The sequence below is a fragment of the Pseudomonas sp. D8002 genome (genome assembly GCF_013385695.1).
Taxonomy (GTDB): domain Bacteria; phylum Pseudomonadota; class Gammaproteobacteria; order Pseudomonadales; family Pseudomonadaceae; genus Aquipseudomonas.
Genome location: NZ_JACAPM010000040.1, coordinates 82,024 through 96,046 on the forward strand (window position 1 = coordinate 82,024; position 14,023 = coordinate 96,046).

Below are 14,023 nucleotides of genomic sequence, written 5' to 3' on the forward strand. Positions count from 1 at the left end.
CTCAAGCATCGCAAACTGCCCACGCAGAGCGCCGAACTTGGCTGATATGCGGTGGAAAAGGCCGCTGTTGTCAGTGGCGACGTTCGACGATATACCGCGCCAGGTCACGCAGTGGCTCGGCAGCCGCGTCGAAAGGTCGCAGGGCATCCAGGGCCTGGTCCCGCAGCTCCAGGGCGTACGCCTTGGCGGCTTCCAGCCCGAGAAGCGAAGGATAAGTCGGCTTGTCCCGTGCGATATCAGCACCCTGGCGCTTGCCGAGGGTCGCGGTATCGCTTTCAACGTCGAGAATATCGTCCTGCACCTGGAACGCCAGGCCGATGGCCCGCGCGTAGGTTTGCAGCGCCGCCAGTTGCGCAGCTTCGGCACGACCACTGGCCAGGGCGCCGAGGTGCACGGCGGCCTCGATCAGCGCGCCGGTCTTGTGGCGGTGCATGTATTCCAGGGCTTGTTGATCGAGCTTCAAACCGACCGAGCCCAGGTCAATCGCCTGGCCGCCGACCATGCCGGCAGGCCCTGCGGCCAGCGCCAGCGCGGTAACCATGCGCAGACGGATCTCGGCGTTGACGCTGCTCAGGCGCGGGTCCAGCAGGGCGCTGAACGCCAGGCTTTGCAGGCCGTCACCGGCGAGAATCGCGCAGGCTTCATCAAAGGCTTTATGGGTAGTGGGCTGGCCGCGACGCAGATCGTCGTCGTCCATCGCCGGCAAATCGTCGTGTACCAGGGAGTAAGCGTGGATCAACTCCACCGCACAGGCGGCGCCGTTGGCTTCCTCCGCCTGGGCGCCGAGGGCTTCACAGGCCGCATAGGCGAGCAACGGGCGAACGCGCTTGCCACCGTTCATCACGCTGTAGCGCATGGCCTCATACAGGCGGTTCAGCTCAGGGCTGGGCGCGACAAACAGCGGATCCAGCGCAGCATTGACCCGGGCCTGGCTGCCGGCCTGATAAGCGTCGATCATTCAGGCTGTTCCGCATCGAAAGGTTCTTCGGCCAACTCCCCATCGCGTTCCAGCAACACCTGGACCTTCTGCTCCGCCTGCGCCAGGGCGCTCTGGCAGTCGCGGGTCAGGCCGATGCCTTGCTCGAATGCGGTCAACGAGTCTTCCAGCGACAACTCGCCGTTCTCCATACGCTCGACCAGGGTTTGCAGGTCGGCGAGGGATTGTTCGAAATCGAGTGCAACTTTTTTGCGGGCCATGGCGGCTATTCCGGTAGACGGTAAACCGGCGCGACACTAGCAGACATGGGGGATTGGGGCAAATGAGTGGGGGGATTTGCCTTGAAAATTAATCGCCTTGAGTGTTGATTTGATAGCGGGTGCTGCGGCCGCCGCCGGGTAGCCGAACCAGGCAGTTTTTTTCCAGAAGATCGGCCAGATGTCGGGTCGCCGTGGCCTTGGACACTTTGGCCACCGCTTGATATTGGGCCGCGCTGATCCCGTGCTCAAAGCCCTTCTCGCCGCCGTCGAGCAAGCGATTCAAGACTTTTGTCTGCTCGGCGCTGAGTGCGTGGTCTCGATGCCGTTGCCAAAAGCGAGTTTTACCCAGCACCCGGTCGATCCGCGCCATCGCCTGCTGCAGGCTACGAAGCAGGGTTTGCAGGAACCACTCTAGCCAATCGGTGACATCCAGCGTGGCTTTTTGACTGGTTTCCAGTGCACGGTAATAGCCTGCCCGGTCTTCAAGGATGCTTGCCGACATGGCGTAGAAGCGGATCGCCTGGTTCTCCGCCTGGGCAAGCGCGAGGTCAGTAATAGCCCGCGTCAGACGACCGTTGCCATCATCGAAGGGGTGCAGGGTGACGAACCAGAAATGCGCCAGGCCTGCGCGGAGCAATGGGTCAAGGGCCGCATGATTCCGGCTGGCTTCAAACCATTCGATGAAATCGTCCAGCGACTGCTCCAGTCCTTGGCGGGGTGGGGCCTCGAAATGCACAGTGGGTCGGTCCAGTCTTCCCGATACAACCTGCATAGGCTCATCCCCCCTTAACGCGCCTACGTTCAAGCCGTGGGTGGAAAATCGGGCTTCCTCGGCGGGAAACAACCATCGATGCCATTTGAATAGACGGGTGAGGGTAAACGGTTGAGCAAACTGTTGCGTGGCGTCCAGCATCAAGTCAGCCAGACCCTCGCTGCGCCGGCTCACGGAGCCGTCTTGCAATAGCTCCAGGCCCAGGCGCCGGGCCAAAGAGGAACGTACCGAGCCCACATTCAACTGCTCACCCTCGATTGCCGAGGAGGTCAGAATGTTTTGCAGCAACGCATCCAGTTCATTCTCCGAACTCTGTGCCTGGCTGACCGAACCGAGCATGCCCAGCAACTTTCCTTGCGCCTGCGTGCACTCGCGCAACAACGCTGCGAGGCGCTCTGGTTGCCAGTGAAAGTGCGGCCAGTCGGGTTGTTGCCAGATCCAGTTCGGGTGATCCATGGAGGCATGCTCGGTATGTGAGCCGAATAGAAGGCTTATTCGGCTCATTTGGTGAGCCGATTGTGTGAGCGATTCGGCTCACTGTCCAGTCAGATGCGCATATCAGGTACAGCGCCGCCTCATCACTGGCCAGCAGGATCGCCTGTTCCATAACCTTTGGCGCAGTACTCGCCAGCTCATCAATTCGCTGGCTGTCGCCCCCAGGCTTTCAAACAGCTTGCCGGCGTCCTTGAAGATCTCCTGCACTTGCTTGATGGCGTCCCACACGCCGGTAATCGCCGTCCAACTTCCCGCCAGCACGCCATTGCCAATCGCGCTCGAAGTGGACCTTTCCCAGTGCGGCCGGAAACCACTCCATTACTTGCGAAGCTTTTTCTGTTCCGAGCCGCTGCCCGGTACTACGTAAAACAGCGGTTCAGCTCATTGACGGCCGTGGCGTTTTCGGTGGTGCGTTGCATTGACCCTGAGCGTCCTTGAGACTGGCCTCAAATTCGACCAATCCCCCGTGCATCTTCTGCAGCGCTTCGATTTGCTTCATCAGTTCCTGCTTTTTGTTGGTGATTGCCTTGTCCGCCAGCTCCCAGGGCAACCCATCACCAGGATGCCCACCCAGAATCGCCTGCAACTCCTTGAGCTTGAAACCCAACTGCTGGGCGCACTTGATGAACGTCAGCAGTTCGACACTTTGCGTGGAGTAAATTCGATAACGACCTTCCCGCTGCGGCGGCGGCAACAGGCCGATGGCCTCATAGTGACGAATCGCCTTGATGGTTGTGCCCGACAGTTGCGCGGCTTTGCCGATGTACATGAAAAGTCCTTTTCCCAAAGAGTGCGCCGGCCTGTTTCAGCCACTGTTCCCGCTGTGCTGGCGTAGAGCCAAGCACCGGCCCGAATTGCAACGTCTTGATCGGCTGGATGCCACAAAACTCCAGCGTTGTCTTGCGTATCTGATGCAGCGCGGGCATGCGGTAGAACCACCTGTAATACCACGCTGGCGTGTCCAGGGTCACCAGCAAATGCGCAGTTCGGCCCTTCAGGAGTTTGTCGGGGAAGGCTTTGCCTTTGCGGTATTTGAAGGCGAAACCAGACAGGAGAATTCGGTCGATAAAGCCCTTCATCAAAGCCGGGATGCCACCCCACCAGATGGGGAAGACAAACGTCAGGTGATTGGCCCACAGGATGTCGGATTGGGCGTTGAGCAGGTCGGGTTCCAGGGGTTGGGTTTGGTTGTAGCCGTTGTGCAGGATGGGATCGAAAGTCAGGTCGCCGAGGCGCAGGACGCGCACTTCGTGACCGGCGGTTTTGGCCGCGGTGATGTAGGTGTCGGTGAGGGCAGAGCAGAAGCTGGTGCGGGAAGGGTGGCCGAGGATGACCAGGATGCGTTGGCTCATGGTGGTGGGGATCCTGAAAGTTGGGGGTTCAGGGTGAGGTGTGACCTTAGGGGGAGAGTCAAGAAGAGGCGGTGATTGGGAATGGCCAGGAAGACTGATCCCTTTCATTTGCAGGACGTTTCCTAGAGAATTCCAAGCGCTTGCGCCAGCAAAATCCCGCGACTAGTCTGCGTTCCGTCACTGCATATTCAGTGATCGGGTTTAGTCGCCCGGACAACGCTAGGCGTACAGCGCCATCTCAAAGCCAGGTATTTATCGCCTGCACTTTATGGTGGCTGTGCGCAGGGCACCTTCGGGTGCGCCGGTGCCTAGCGGCCGGTCGACTAACCTGCGTACAGCTGCCACCTTCTGATCGTTTAGTCGCGAGAGGTTAGTGGTTTAACTCACTGCTAGGAGTTCTACCATGGTCAAAGTTACCCCCGATCCACCCGCATTCCATAAAGCCTTACTCCGCGACACTGATGCCTCGCGTCGAGTGATCGATCACTACCTTAAAGCGCCGGACGCGCAGCCTTCACCCAACCCGTTTACCGTCGATGACGAACTGAGTTTCGAAGATGCCCTGGCCCATGCTGCCGAGTTATTACATTGCGCCGTGGCGACCGCCCAGGCGTCGACCGAGCCGCTGAACGGCGCGCAGCGGGCGGTGATGCATTTGGTGGAGATGTCGAAGGTGGTGGTGGATAGGGCGTTGGATTGCTTGCAGCCGAGGTGAGGATCCTAAGCCGACACTGAGGTAACGATGCATTTGGTCAGCAACCTACTGACCAAATGCTAATCATCACGGCTCAGGGGCGCAGATCCCGGCAGACGATTGTCATCGAGTAAAGCTCTCCCCTCAGGCGTATGGCTTGAAGTCGTTGTTGTCGCGAGTGAGTAACTGCATCAGCTTGGGATGGATGAAGAGCTTTTCCTTGCCAACCTGAACCTCTTGCAGAACGCCGATGGCGACTAGTTCTTTGAGGTAACGGGAGGCTGCTTGACGCTGGGCAATCTGTTTGTCGACGACGTTGCTGATGCGGCAGTAGGGCTGTTCGAAAATGACGTCTACCAGCTCGCGGGAATAGGTTTTCGGCAACTGCTCACGAACAAACTGGGTGGTGTGCTCGGACAGGCTGCGAATAGCGGCAATTTTTGCACAAGTCCAGCGTGCTGTTTCTTCCACAGCGCTGAGCATGTACAGCAGCCAAGGCTCCCAGGCTTGTTTGCGAGTGACATCAAGCAACAGGCGGTAGTAATCGGCTCTATGGGCAATGATGTAACGGCTAAGGTAGAGAATCGGTAGATTCAGCAGGCCTTCCTGGATCAGGTACAGGGTGTTGAGCACTCGCCCGGTACGGCCATTGCCGTCGGTGAATGGGTGAATGGCTTCGAATTGATAGTGACTAACCGCCATACGTACTAATGGATCCAGGTCGGTCTCGTTGTGCAGGAAGCGCTCCCAGTTGGCGAGCATGTCACGTAAGCGATCTTCGCCTTCCGGTGGGGTATAGATGATCTCGCCGGTTCGGTCGTTGGCTAGCTGGACTCCTGGCACCCGGCGTATATCCATGTTCACGCCTTTAAGCGTGCGGCAGATTTCGACTGCAGTACCGGTGGAGAGTGGGCGGTCGGCCAACGATTTATAACCTTTCTGCAGGGCTTTGCGGTAGCGCAGTGCTTCCTTGGTCGCTGGGTCTGCGTGGCTATCTCCATCCTGAGCATGCTGAAAGAGCAAATCCGTGGTGGTGACGATACTTTCGATCTCTGAGCTGTCCTTGGCCTCCAGCAATGGAATGGTGTTGATCAGCATTGTCTGGTTAGGGATCAGCTCAGCCGCTTGCTTCAATTCGGCCAGGGCTGTGCGGGCCTCAATGCAGCGTTTGAGCACTGCATGGGTTTCCAGAACAGTTGCCGGTGGCAAAGTGGGAAGCTGGTTGTAGGGCTTGTCAGCCTGCCAGGGAAGGTGGGATGCGGTCATGGATGGGGCTCGGTCTTTGACTTATCCGTCTAAAGGTAAGAGGGGCTCATCAGGGCGCCCTTTCGTGGCGTCAGTGTAAACATGCGTGCACGACGTGTCGCTATATTTTGATTTCTGCGACACGTCTTGATGTCATGTCGTTGGTAACGACAGGTATGCGAAACGTGTTCTTGGAACGGGCTTTTAGCGACGTATCAGGCGAATGTCCTGAGGATGGAAAAGACGGCTTGCGTGCCTTGGAGCGGTTGGCGCGTTCTCAAATAGCTCGATGCCTGGCAGGTGTAGCGCATTTCTTCCAGGCATTAAAAAGCCGGCTTGTGGCCGGCTTCTCGGGGACTGGTTCAGCTTATTTTTGGTAAACCTCACCAGCCTTCAAATCGTTCACCCAGGCTCACACCCAGGTGATAAGGGGCATCAGCGGGAACTCCTCCGCATCGCCAGGCAGGGCGGACCGGCTTCACGCCAACCCCCTGCCAAATGTGCGGCGGATAATACCCATATTCGCCTCAATTTCCCAGCTCCGGATCCGATTTAGAGCCTTCGTAGCCCAATAAATGCGCATCCAGCGGCACCGGCGGGCGGCGGTTATTCAGTGTCGCCCACCAGAACACCCAACCCAGAATCTCAAAGTTCTGCTCATGCCGCTGCTCATAGGTCAAAAACTCGTCCGGATGCTCGGCGCTGTTGTGGCTACGCATCCGCAGGCCACCTCCTGGACGGTTGTAGAGGTATTTGATCCGCAGCATTCCGTCGTGCTCTACCGCGTAGATTTCGCCATCGATGATCTGTTTGCGACCACAGTCGATGGCAAGGGTACTTCCGTCCTGGATGATGTCGATCATGCTGTTGCCGACCATGTAGGCCCCGAGCGCCCGCTCCGGGCTTACACCGATGGCTTCAAGGGTGTGCAGGGAGAGGCGGATGCTTTCGGTCGAGGTGAAGGTGGGGTGGAGGGGGATCTCCACGTCGATTTTTACCGGGCCCGAGACCGGGTGGGTGATGTAGTTGCCGCTGGTCTCGCGGGCGATACGGTGGGAGGTGTCTGCATCGGATCCTTCCAGCAGGTAGTTGGCGGGTGGATGTTTGGGGCCTTCGCCTGTGCGCAGCCAACGGCTGGTGACGCACAACAATTCTGCGAACTCGTTGAGCCGGCCCATGGGGACGCCGCGTTTGAACCAGTTGTTTACGTGTTGAGGCGTAACATCGCGGTTCTTGGCGAAGTCGGAAGCGGAAAGATGAACTTCCCGTAATAGCGCTCTTAAGCGATCACCTGATGTATTCATAAACGCAGAGTTTACTGGCCGTAAAATCAGATCAAATAAACCATGCGTTGAGTTGCTGTATGTAGGTGTTTCCTTATCGCAGGACTATTCTGCTAGTTGATTAAGCTAGTTAAACAATTGCTGTAAATATGTTTATTAAAGTAGACGGATGTTTATGTTTTTCCCACAAAAAAAGCCCCGATTAATCGGGGCTTTTTCAGAGCGAATAGCGGTATCAGCCTTTGTAGGCGGCGACCGACTTCAGGATCTCGGCGCGGGCGGCGTCTGCGTTGCCCCAACCGTCGATCTTCACCCATTTGCCTTTTTCGAGGTCTTTGTAGTTCTCGAAGAAGTGTTTGATCTGTTCCAGCAGCAGTGGCGGCAGATCGGTGTATTCCTTCACGTCGACATACAGCTGGGACAGCTTGTCGTGTGGTACTGCGATAACTTTGGCATCGCCGCCGCCGTCGTCAGTCATGTTCAGGATGCCGACCGGGCGGGCGCGGATAACCGAGCCTGGGGTAACCGGGTAAGGGGTCACGACCAGCACGTCGAGGGGGTCACCGTCGTCTGCCAGGGTGTTGGGGATGAAACCGTAGTTGGCCGGGTAGAACATCGGGGTGGCCATGAAACGGTCAACGAACAGGCAGTCGCTGTCTTTGTCGATTTCGTATTTGATCGGCGCGTGGTTGGCCGGAATCTCGATGGCGACGTAGATGTCGTTCGGCAGGTCTTTGCCAGCCGGAATCTTGCTGTAGCTCATTGGGCGTTGCCCCCGTAGTTGGCCATGGAACATGGCCGGATTGGCCTAAAAGTGGCGGCGATTATAGGCATATTCTGACGCCGATGCCATGCGTCAGACGTCGTAGTGCGCTTGGCGTTCCGTCTGATACCGCACGTCGCCGGCCTGCAGTTGGTGCAGGCGCGCCAGGGGATCCTGACGGTAGAAGTGGCTCAGTTGCTCGTACACCTGTGGATAACTGCTGACCAGTAAATCCGGGGCACTGAAGAAATATTCGCTGGTGACGGCAAAGAACTCGGCCGGGTTTTCCGCGGCGTAGGGGTCGATGGCCGTTTCGGCGTCAGGGTTGCGGTCGAGCTGGCGGTTGAGGTCGTCGAAGGCGCTTTGCATGACGCTGGCCCATTCCTGCACGCGCATGTCGTGGTGCAGGGGTGGCAGGCCGTTGGCGTCGCCGTTGAGCATGTCCAGCTTGTGGGCCAGTTCGTGAATGACCAGGTTGTAGCCTTCCCAGTTGCCGCTGGCCAGTACGCCGGGCCACGCAAGGATCACCGGGCCCTGTTGCCAGGCTTCGCCGCTGTGCTCGCCGTCCCACTCGTGTTCCACGCCGCTGGCGTCGCGATGGCGCTGCGGGCTGAGGAAGTCGTCGGGGTACAGCACGATCTCGTGGAAGCCCTGGTACCAGTCGAGGTCGCCAAGGTTCATCAGCGGCAGCTGTGCCTGGGCGGCGAGCAGCAGGCGCTGTTCCTGGTGCAGTTCGACGCCGGGCAGGGCGGTGAGGTGTTTTTCGGCGAGGAACACCACGCAGGCTTCCCGCAGCCACTGGTCTTGCTCGGCAGTGATGCCGTCGAGGAACGTCAGGTGATGGCGCACCCGCTGCCACGTTTCATCGGCAATCGGGTGCTTGGCCAGCAGGCGCCGGCGACGCCAGGCGCTGAGGGACCACATCGCAGGTTACTGCGGCTTGGCTTCGGTGGAATTGCGGCCAAAGCGGCTGCGGAACACACCGATGATCATCGGTACCAGCGACAGCAGGATGATGAACACCACCAGCAGCGACAGGTTTTTCTTGATGAACGGCACGTTGCCGAAGAAGTAGCCCAGGGTTACCAGGCCGCCGACCCAGAGGACGGTGCCGAACACGCTGAAACCGAAGAAGCGCGGGTAAGGCATCTTGGCGATGCCGGCGACGAACGGTGCGAAGGTCCGCAGGATCGGCAGGAAGCGCGCCAGGGTCACGGTTTTGCCGCCATGCTTGTCGTAGAAATCGTGGGTTTTTTGCAGGTAGTCGCGGCGGAAGATCTTCGAGTTGGGGTTGCTGAACAAGCGTTCCCCGGCCGTTCGTCCGATCACGTAGTTGGTACTGTCACCCAGGATGGCCGCGAGCATAAGCAGGCCGCCCAGCAATATCGGGTCCATGCCGCCGCCCGCTGCAACAGCGCCGGCGATGAACAGTAAGGAATCACCCGGCAGAAACGGCATGACCACCAGGCCGGTTTCGCAAAAGATAACCAGGAACAGAATGGCGTAGATCCACACTCCGTAGTTTCTCACCAGCATGTCGAGGTACACGTCGAGATGCAGGATAAGGTCGAGCGGGTTGAAATCCATGGAGGGCACCTGTGTGAATGGCCTGGCTCAGCGGGCCTGTGCGGAGGCTTCGGGTAATAAGGGCTACAAGGTTGTGGCGTATTTCTTACGACCCTGAAAGGTCCGCATTATACGGATAGAGTTGTGAAAAGCGTGCTGGTTTTGTAGCGGGGAATGTCGCGACTTCGATCTGATTGTAGACACAGCGTCAGTGTGGGAGGGGGCTCCCACAACAGATGTATGAGGTTTGGTTAATAGTTGTCAGTCATCGCTGATCGCAAGCACGTAGTTCTTGAACTCGGTGTCTTCCCGAAAACCGATGGACTCATAGGTTTTCTGCGCCACCTGGTTGTCGCTGCTGGTGGACACACGCAGGCGCACGGCTTGAGTTTCCTTGGCCATCTTCTTCGCGGTACGCATCAGGTTGTCGGCCACCAACTGCCGGCGTGCGTCTTCGGCGACGTAGATGTCGTTGAGGATCCACACCCGCTTGAGGGACAACGATGAAAAGCTTGGATACAGCTGGCAAAAGCCAAGCAGTTTCTTGTCGTCATCGTCGGCCAGCGCCAGGTAGATCACGGACTCCTTGCGGCGCAGGCGTTTTTCCAGGAAGGCGCGGCTCGAATCAGGAAACGGCAGCGCGCCGTAAAACTCGCGGTATTTGACGAAAAGCGGGGTCAACAGGTCCAGGTGTTCCAGGGTCGCTTGAGTAATCCGCATGCCAGGCCTCAACTTCCAAATGGGGTATGACCACACAAGCGGCCGTGTCTCGATGCTGCCTAAAGCAGAGAAAAAGCGCAATCGTGCAGGGATCAGTCCTTCGGTGGGCTGAGCAGGAAGTTTCCTTTCATCAGGTCGGGATCATCCGACTCGAGGGTTTGTACCTGCGCTTCATCCTTGAGGTTGACCCCCGACAACTGCCGGCGACAGGCCTCCCGCATCAAGTAAAGCAGGCGGTGAGCGGCCATGCCGTAGCTCAAGCCTTCCAGGCGCACATTGGAGATGCAGTTGCGGTAGGCGTCAGTGAGACCGACCTTGGGGTTGTAGGTGAAATACAGCCCCAGGCTGTCCGGCGAGCTGAGCCCCGGCCGCTCGCCGATCAGGATCACCACCATTTTTGCCCCGAGCAACTGGCCGACTTCATCCGCGACGGCGACACGGCCCTGCTCCACCAGAATCACCGGTGACAGCGACCAGCCTTCAGCGTGGGTTTGTTCCTCCATGCGTGTAAGAAAAGGCAACGTATGTTTATGCACCGCCAGGGCCGACAAGCCATCGGCCACCACCACCGCCAGGTCCACGCCGCCGGGGTTGGCTTCGGCATAGTCCCGCAGGGCCTGGGCGGATTCATCACTGAGGCGGCGCCCAAGGTCCGGGCGTTGCAGGTAGCTGTGACGGTCGACGGCGGCGCTGTGCAGCAGCAGGCTGTCGCGGCCACGCTCCGCCAATTGGCTGCTGAGCCCTGCATGATCAAACGGCAGGTGTACCGCGTCGCGGGCCTGGGCATGGGCGAACTGGAAATCCAGCTGCGCACCGGTAGGCATGCTGGTGCCGGTGCGGCCCAGGGCAATCCGCGCCGGGGTCAGGCGCCGCAGCTCAAGCCACGGGTTGTCCACGTTGTTTTCCGGGGTGTCGATGTGCACGGGCGGTTCCTTCTTCATCCCAGTTGCGCCAAGGCGTGGCGGAATGCCGGTGGCAGGCTGTTGCCGAAGTGCACCTTGCCGTCGGCTTGCGTGAAGATGCCCATTTTCGCCAGCCACTGTTCAAACTCCGGTGCCGGCTTTAAACCCAATGTTTGGCGGGCGTACAGCGCGTCGTGAAATGAAGTGGTCTGGTAGTTGAGCATGATGTCGTCGGAGCCCGGGATGCCCATGATGAAGTTGATCCCGGCCACGCCCAGCAGGGTGAGCAGGGTGTCCATGTCGTCCTGGTCGGCTTCGGCATGGTTGGTGTAGCAGATGTCGCACCCCATGGGCACGCCCAGCAGCTTGCCGCAGAAGTGGTCTTCGAGGCCGGCGCGGATGATCTGCTTGCCGTTGTACAGGTACTCGGGGCCGATAAATCCTACGACCGTGTTCACCAAAAACGGCTTGAAATGCCGGGCAACGGCATAGGCGCGGGTTTCGCAGGTTTGCTGGTCGACGCCAAAGTGTGCGTTGGCCGACAAGGCGCTGCCCTGGCCGGTTTCGAAATACATCAGGTTTTGCCCGAGGGTGCCGCGGTTCAGGCTCAGGCCCGCGTCGTAGCCTTCCTGCAGCACGCTCAGGCTGATGCCGAAACTGGCATTGGCCGCCTCGGTGCCGGCGATCGACTGGAACACCAGGTCCAGCGGCACGCCACGGTTGATGGCTTCGATGGAGGTGGTGACGTGGGTCAGCACGCAGGCCTGGGTCGGGATTTCATAACGCTGGATGATCGCGTCGAGCATTTCCAGCATCGCGCAGATCGAGGCGATGCTGTCGGTGGCCGGGTTGATGCCGATCATGGCGTCGCCGTTGCCGTAGAGCAGGCCGTCGAGAATGCTCGCGGCGATGCCCGCCGGTTCATCGGTGGGATGATTCGGTTGCAGGCGGGTAGACAGGCGCCCACGCAGGCCCATCGTGCCGCGGAACTGTGTGACGACGCGGATCTTCTGCGCCACCAGTACCAAGTCCTGCACGCGCATGATCTTCGACACGGCGGCGGCCATTTCCGGTGTCAGCCCGGGCGCCAGGGCGCGCAGGCTCTGTTCGTCGGCCGCGTCGCTGAGCAGCCAATCGCGTAATCCGCCGACGGTCAGGTGGCTGACCACGGAAAACGCCTGTTTATCGTGGGTGTCGATAATCAGCCGGGTGACTTCGTCGCTTTCGTACGGGATCAACACTTCTTCGAGAAAGTGCTTCAACGGAATATTGGCCAGGGCCATTTGCGCCGCGACCCGCTCACCGTCGTTCTGCGCGGCAACACCGGCGAGGAAATCCCCGGAACGCGCCGGGCTGGCCTTGGCCATCACGTCCTTGAGGCTGTCGAAGCGGTAGGTCAATGCACCGACCGCGTGGGAAAAGCTTGCCATACAGAGTCTCCTTGTCGACGCGGGCTGAATGTGAGTAAAGCGCCCGCGTCGAGGTTTATGGCAGTTAGTGCAAGGCGGCCTCTGCGGCCTGGATCGCCGCAAATTCTTCTTCCGGCGTGCCTGCTACCAAGTGATGCCGACTGTAGAAAGCAAAGTAAGCAATTAATACTCCATAGATGATCGCCGCGCCAATCACCACGCGCGGATCCACCAGAAAGCCCGCCACAACAGCGATGCAGGCCAGTACCAGGGCGACGCCCGAGGTGAAGATGCCGCCCGGAGTACGGTAAGGGCGGTCCATTTTGGGGCGGCGGATGCGCAAGGTGATGTGCGCGGCCATCATCAGCACGTAGGAAATGGTCGCGCCGAATACGGCGACCAGGATCAGCAAATCGCCTTGGCCGGTCAGCGACAGGCCGAACCCGATGATGCCGGGGATCACCAGGGCCAGTACCGGTGCCTTGCTTTTGTTGGTCTGCGACAGCTTGCGCGGCAGGTAGCCGGCGCGGGACAGGGCGAAGATCTGCCGGGAGTAGGCGTAGATGATCGAGAAGAAACTCGCGATCAGCCCGGCCAGGCCCACCAGATTGACGAAGTGGCCCATCCACGTGGAGCCGCCGTAGGCTTTGGACAAGGCCTCCACCAGCGGATTGCCCGATGCCATCAACGCGTAGGCGCCAGCACCGCCGGGGGCGATCACCAAAATCAGCAGGGCGAAGCTGGTCAGCACCACAATGGCGCCGATCAGGCCGCGGGGCAGGTCGCGTTTGGGGTTCTTGGTTTCTTCAGCGGCCAGTGGCACACCTTCGACGGCCAAAAAGAACCAGATCGCATAGGGAATCGCCGCCCAAACGCCGACATAACCGAAGGGCAGGAAAGAGCTGGCGCCCTTGGCCTCGGTCACCGGGATGTCCAGCAGGTTGGCGACACTGAAGTGCGGCATCATCGACACCAGGAACACACCCAGGGCAATCGCGGCGACGGCGGTAATCACAAACATCAGCTTCAGCGCTTCACCCACGCCGAAGATGTGGATGCCGATAAAGATGATGTAGAACGCCAGGTAGATCATCCAGCCGCCAATGCCGAACAGCGACTCGCAATAGGCGCCGATAAACACCGCGATGGCGGCGGGGGCGATGGCGTATTCGATAAGGATCGCGGTGCCGGTGAGGAACCCGCCCCAGGGGCCGAACGCGCTGCGGGCAAAGCCGTAGCCGCCGCCGGCGGTAGGAATCATGGAAGACAGTTCGGCCAGGGAGAAACACATGCACAGGTACATGGTGGCCATCAGCAGTGTGGCGAGGAACATGCCGCCCCAGCCACCCTGGGCCAGGCCGAAGTTCCAGCCGGCGTAGTCGCCGGAGATGACGTAGGCAACACCGAGACCGACTAATAGTACCCAGCCGGCAGCGCCTTTTTTCAGTTCCCGTTGTTGGAAGTATTCGGTGCCGACCTTTTCAAAGTCGACGGAAGACCCGGACGCCGGAGCGCCATTCGGTTCGCTGGGCATGATGGAATCCCTTTCTTATTGTTTTATCCCGGCTTACTTAAGTAAGCCGAATGAGTAGCAAGGTCTTGTGAAGATCAAGTGTGGGAGCGGG

The 14,023-nt window shown here is 59.3% G+C and carries 15 protein-coding genes; 1 reads left to right on the forward strand and 14 read right to left on the reverse strand.

The genetic code is table 11. The annotated features are described in order from the left end of the window. Nucleotides 1–70: 70 nt before the first annotated feature. The 5 genes from ispA to HX807_RS23960 all read right to left on the reverse strand — a co-directional run bounded on the left by ispA (nucleotide 71) and on the right by HX807_RS23960 (nucleotide 3,816). Nucleotides 71–958: a (2E,6E)-farnesyl diphosphate synthase gene (gene ispA, locus HX807_RS23940; RefSeq protein WP_008436503.1), complete on the reverse strand. Its 888-nt coding sequence runs from the start codon at nucleotides 956–958 to the stop codon at nucleotides 71–73. Beyond that, entirely contained in the window at nucleotides 955–1,197 is a 243-nt protein-coding gene (locus HX807_RS23945; RefSeq protein WP_003209964.1) for an exodeoxyribonuclease VII small subunit, read from the reverse strand. Before HX807_RS23945 ends, ispA begins: the two co-directional genes overlap by 4 nt. A gap of 88 nt (nucleotides 1,198–1,285) precedes the next feature. Then, nucleotides 1,286–2,425: a Fic family protein gene (locus HX807_RS23950; RefSeq protein WP_177051304.1), complete on the reverse strand. Its 1,140-nt coding sequence runs from the start codon at nucleotides 2,423–2,425 to the stop codon at nucleotides 1,286–1,288. A 415-nt stretch (nucleotides 2,426–2,840) separates the two neighbouring features. Beyond that, nucleotides 2,841–3,233, reverse strand: a complete 393-nt coding sequence (locus HX807_RS23955) for a MerR family transcriptional regulator (RefSeq protein WP_177051306.1) — start codon at nucleotides 3,231–3,233, stop codon at nucleotides 2,841–2,843. Next, nucleotides 3,172–3,816: an NAD(P)H-dependent oxidoreductase gene (locus tag HX807_RS23960; protein ID WP_177051308.1), complete on the reverse strand. Its 645-nt coding sequence runs from the start codon at nucleotides 3,814–3,816 to the stop codon at nucleotides 3,172–3,174. Before HX807_RS23960 ends, HX807_RS23955 begins: the two co-directional genes overlap by 62 nt. Before the next feature lie 403 nt (nucleotides 3,817–4,219). On the opposite strand from HX807_RS23960, the gene HX807_RS23965 reads away from it, so the two are divergent. Continuing rightward, nucleotides 4,220–4,531, forward strand: coding sequence for a DUF6124 family protein (locus HX807_RS23965; RefSeq protein WP_003219377.1), 312 nt, complete (start codon nucleotides 4,220–4,222; stop codon nucleotides 4,529–4,531). 123 nt (nucleotides 4,532–4,654) lie between these two features. On the opposite strand, the gene fic is transcribed toward HX807_RS23965, so the two are convergent. The 9 genes from fic to eat all read right to left on the reverse strand — a co-directional run bounded on the left by fic (nucleotide 4,655) and on the right by eat (nucleotide 13,932). Next, a complete protein-coding gene (gene fic, locus HX807_RS23970) occupies nucleotides 4,655–5,776 on the reverse strand; it encodes a protein adenylyltransferase Fic (RefSeq protein ID WP_177051310.1) in 1,122 nt (373 codons plus the stop codon). Nucleotides 5,777–6,282: 506 nt separating this feature from the next. Continuing rightward, nucleotides 6,283–7,059 carry an XRE family transcriptional regulator gene (locus HX807_RS23975; RefSeq protein ID WP_087692357.1) on the reverse strand — a complete coding sequence of 259 codons (777 nt, stop codon included), beginning with the start codon at nucleotides 7,057–7,059 and terminating at the stop codon, nucleotides 6,283–6,285. 214 nt (nucleotides 7,060–7,273) lie between these two features. Beyond that, complete coding sequence (gene ppa / locus HX807_RS23980; protein WP_003219382.1) at nucleotides 7,274–7,801, reverse strand: inorganic diphosphatase; 528 nt, start codon at nucleotides 7,799–7,801, stop codon at nucleotides 7,274–7,276. A 93-nt stretch (nucleotides 7,802–7,894) separates the two neighbouring features. Beyond that, nucleotides 7,895–8,725 carry a zinc-dependent peptidase gene (locus HX807_RS23985; protein ID WP_008436519.1) on the reverse strand — a complete coding sequence of 277 codons (831 nt, stop codon included), beginning with the start codon at nucleotides 8,723–8,725 and terminating at the stop codon, nucleotides 7,895–7,897. A 6-nt stretch (nucleotides 8,726–8,731) separates the two neighbouring features. Beyond that, the gene (locus HX807_RS23990) at nucleotides 8,732–9,388 is read right to left on the reverse strand and encodes a DedA family protein (protein WP_008436520.1); all 657 of its coding nucleotides are present in this window, start codon (nucleotides 9,386–9,388) and stop codon (nucleotides 8,732–8,734) included. Between the two features lie 240 nt (nucleotides 9,389–9,628). After that, on the reverse strand, nucleotides 9,629–10,087 hold the full coding sequence (locus HX807_RS23995) for an N-acetyltransferase (protein WP_003219389.1): 459 nt from the start codon (nucleotides 10,085–10,087) through the stop codon (nucleotides 9,629–9,631). A gap of 92 nt (nucleotides 10,088–10,179) precedes the next feature. Beyond that, entirely contained in the window at nucleotides 10,180–11,028 is an 849-nt protein-coding gene (gene eutC / locus HX807_RS24000) for an ethanolamine ammonia-lyase subunit EutC (RefSeq protein WP_087692359.1), read from the reverse strand. Beyond that, nucleotides 11,025–12,419, reverse strand: coding sequence for an ethanolamine ammonia-lyase subunit EutB (locus tag HX807_RS24005; RefSeq protein WP_003219393.1), 1,395 nt, complete (start codon nucleotides 12,417–12,419; stop codon nucleotides 11,025–11,027). The genes eutC and HX807_RS24005 overlap by 4 nt, the downstream gene beginning before the upstream one ends. A 64-nt stretch (nucleotides 12,420–12,483) precedes the next feature. Beyond that, complete coding sequence (gene eat / locus HX807_RS24010; protein ID WP_177051312.1) at nucleotides 12,484–13,932, reverse strand: ethanolamine permease; 1,449 nt, start codon at nucleotides 13,930–13,932, stop codon at nucleotides 12,484–12,486. Nucleotides 13,933–14,023: the final 91 nt, after the last annotated feature.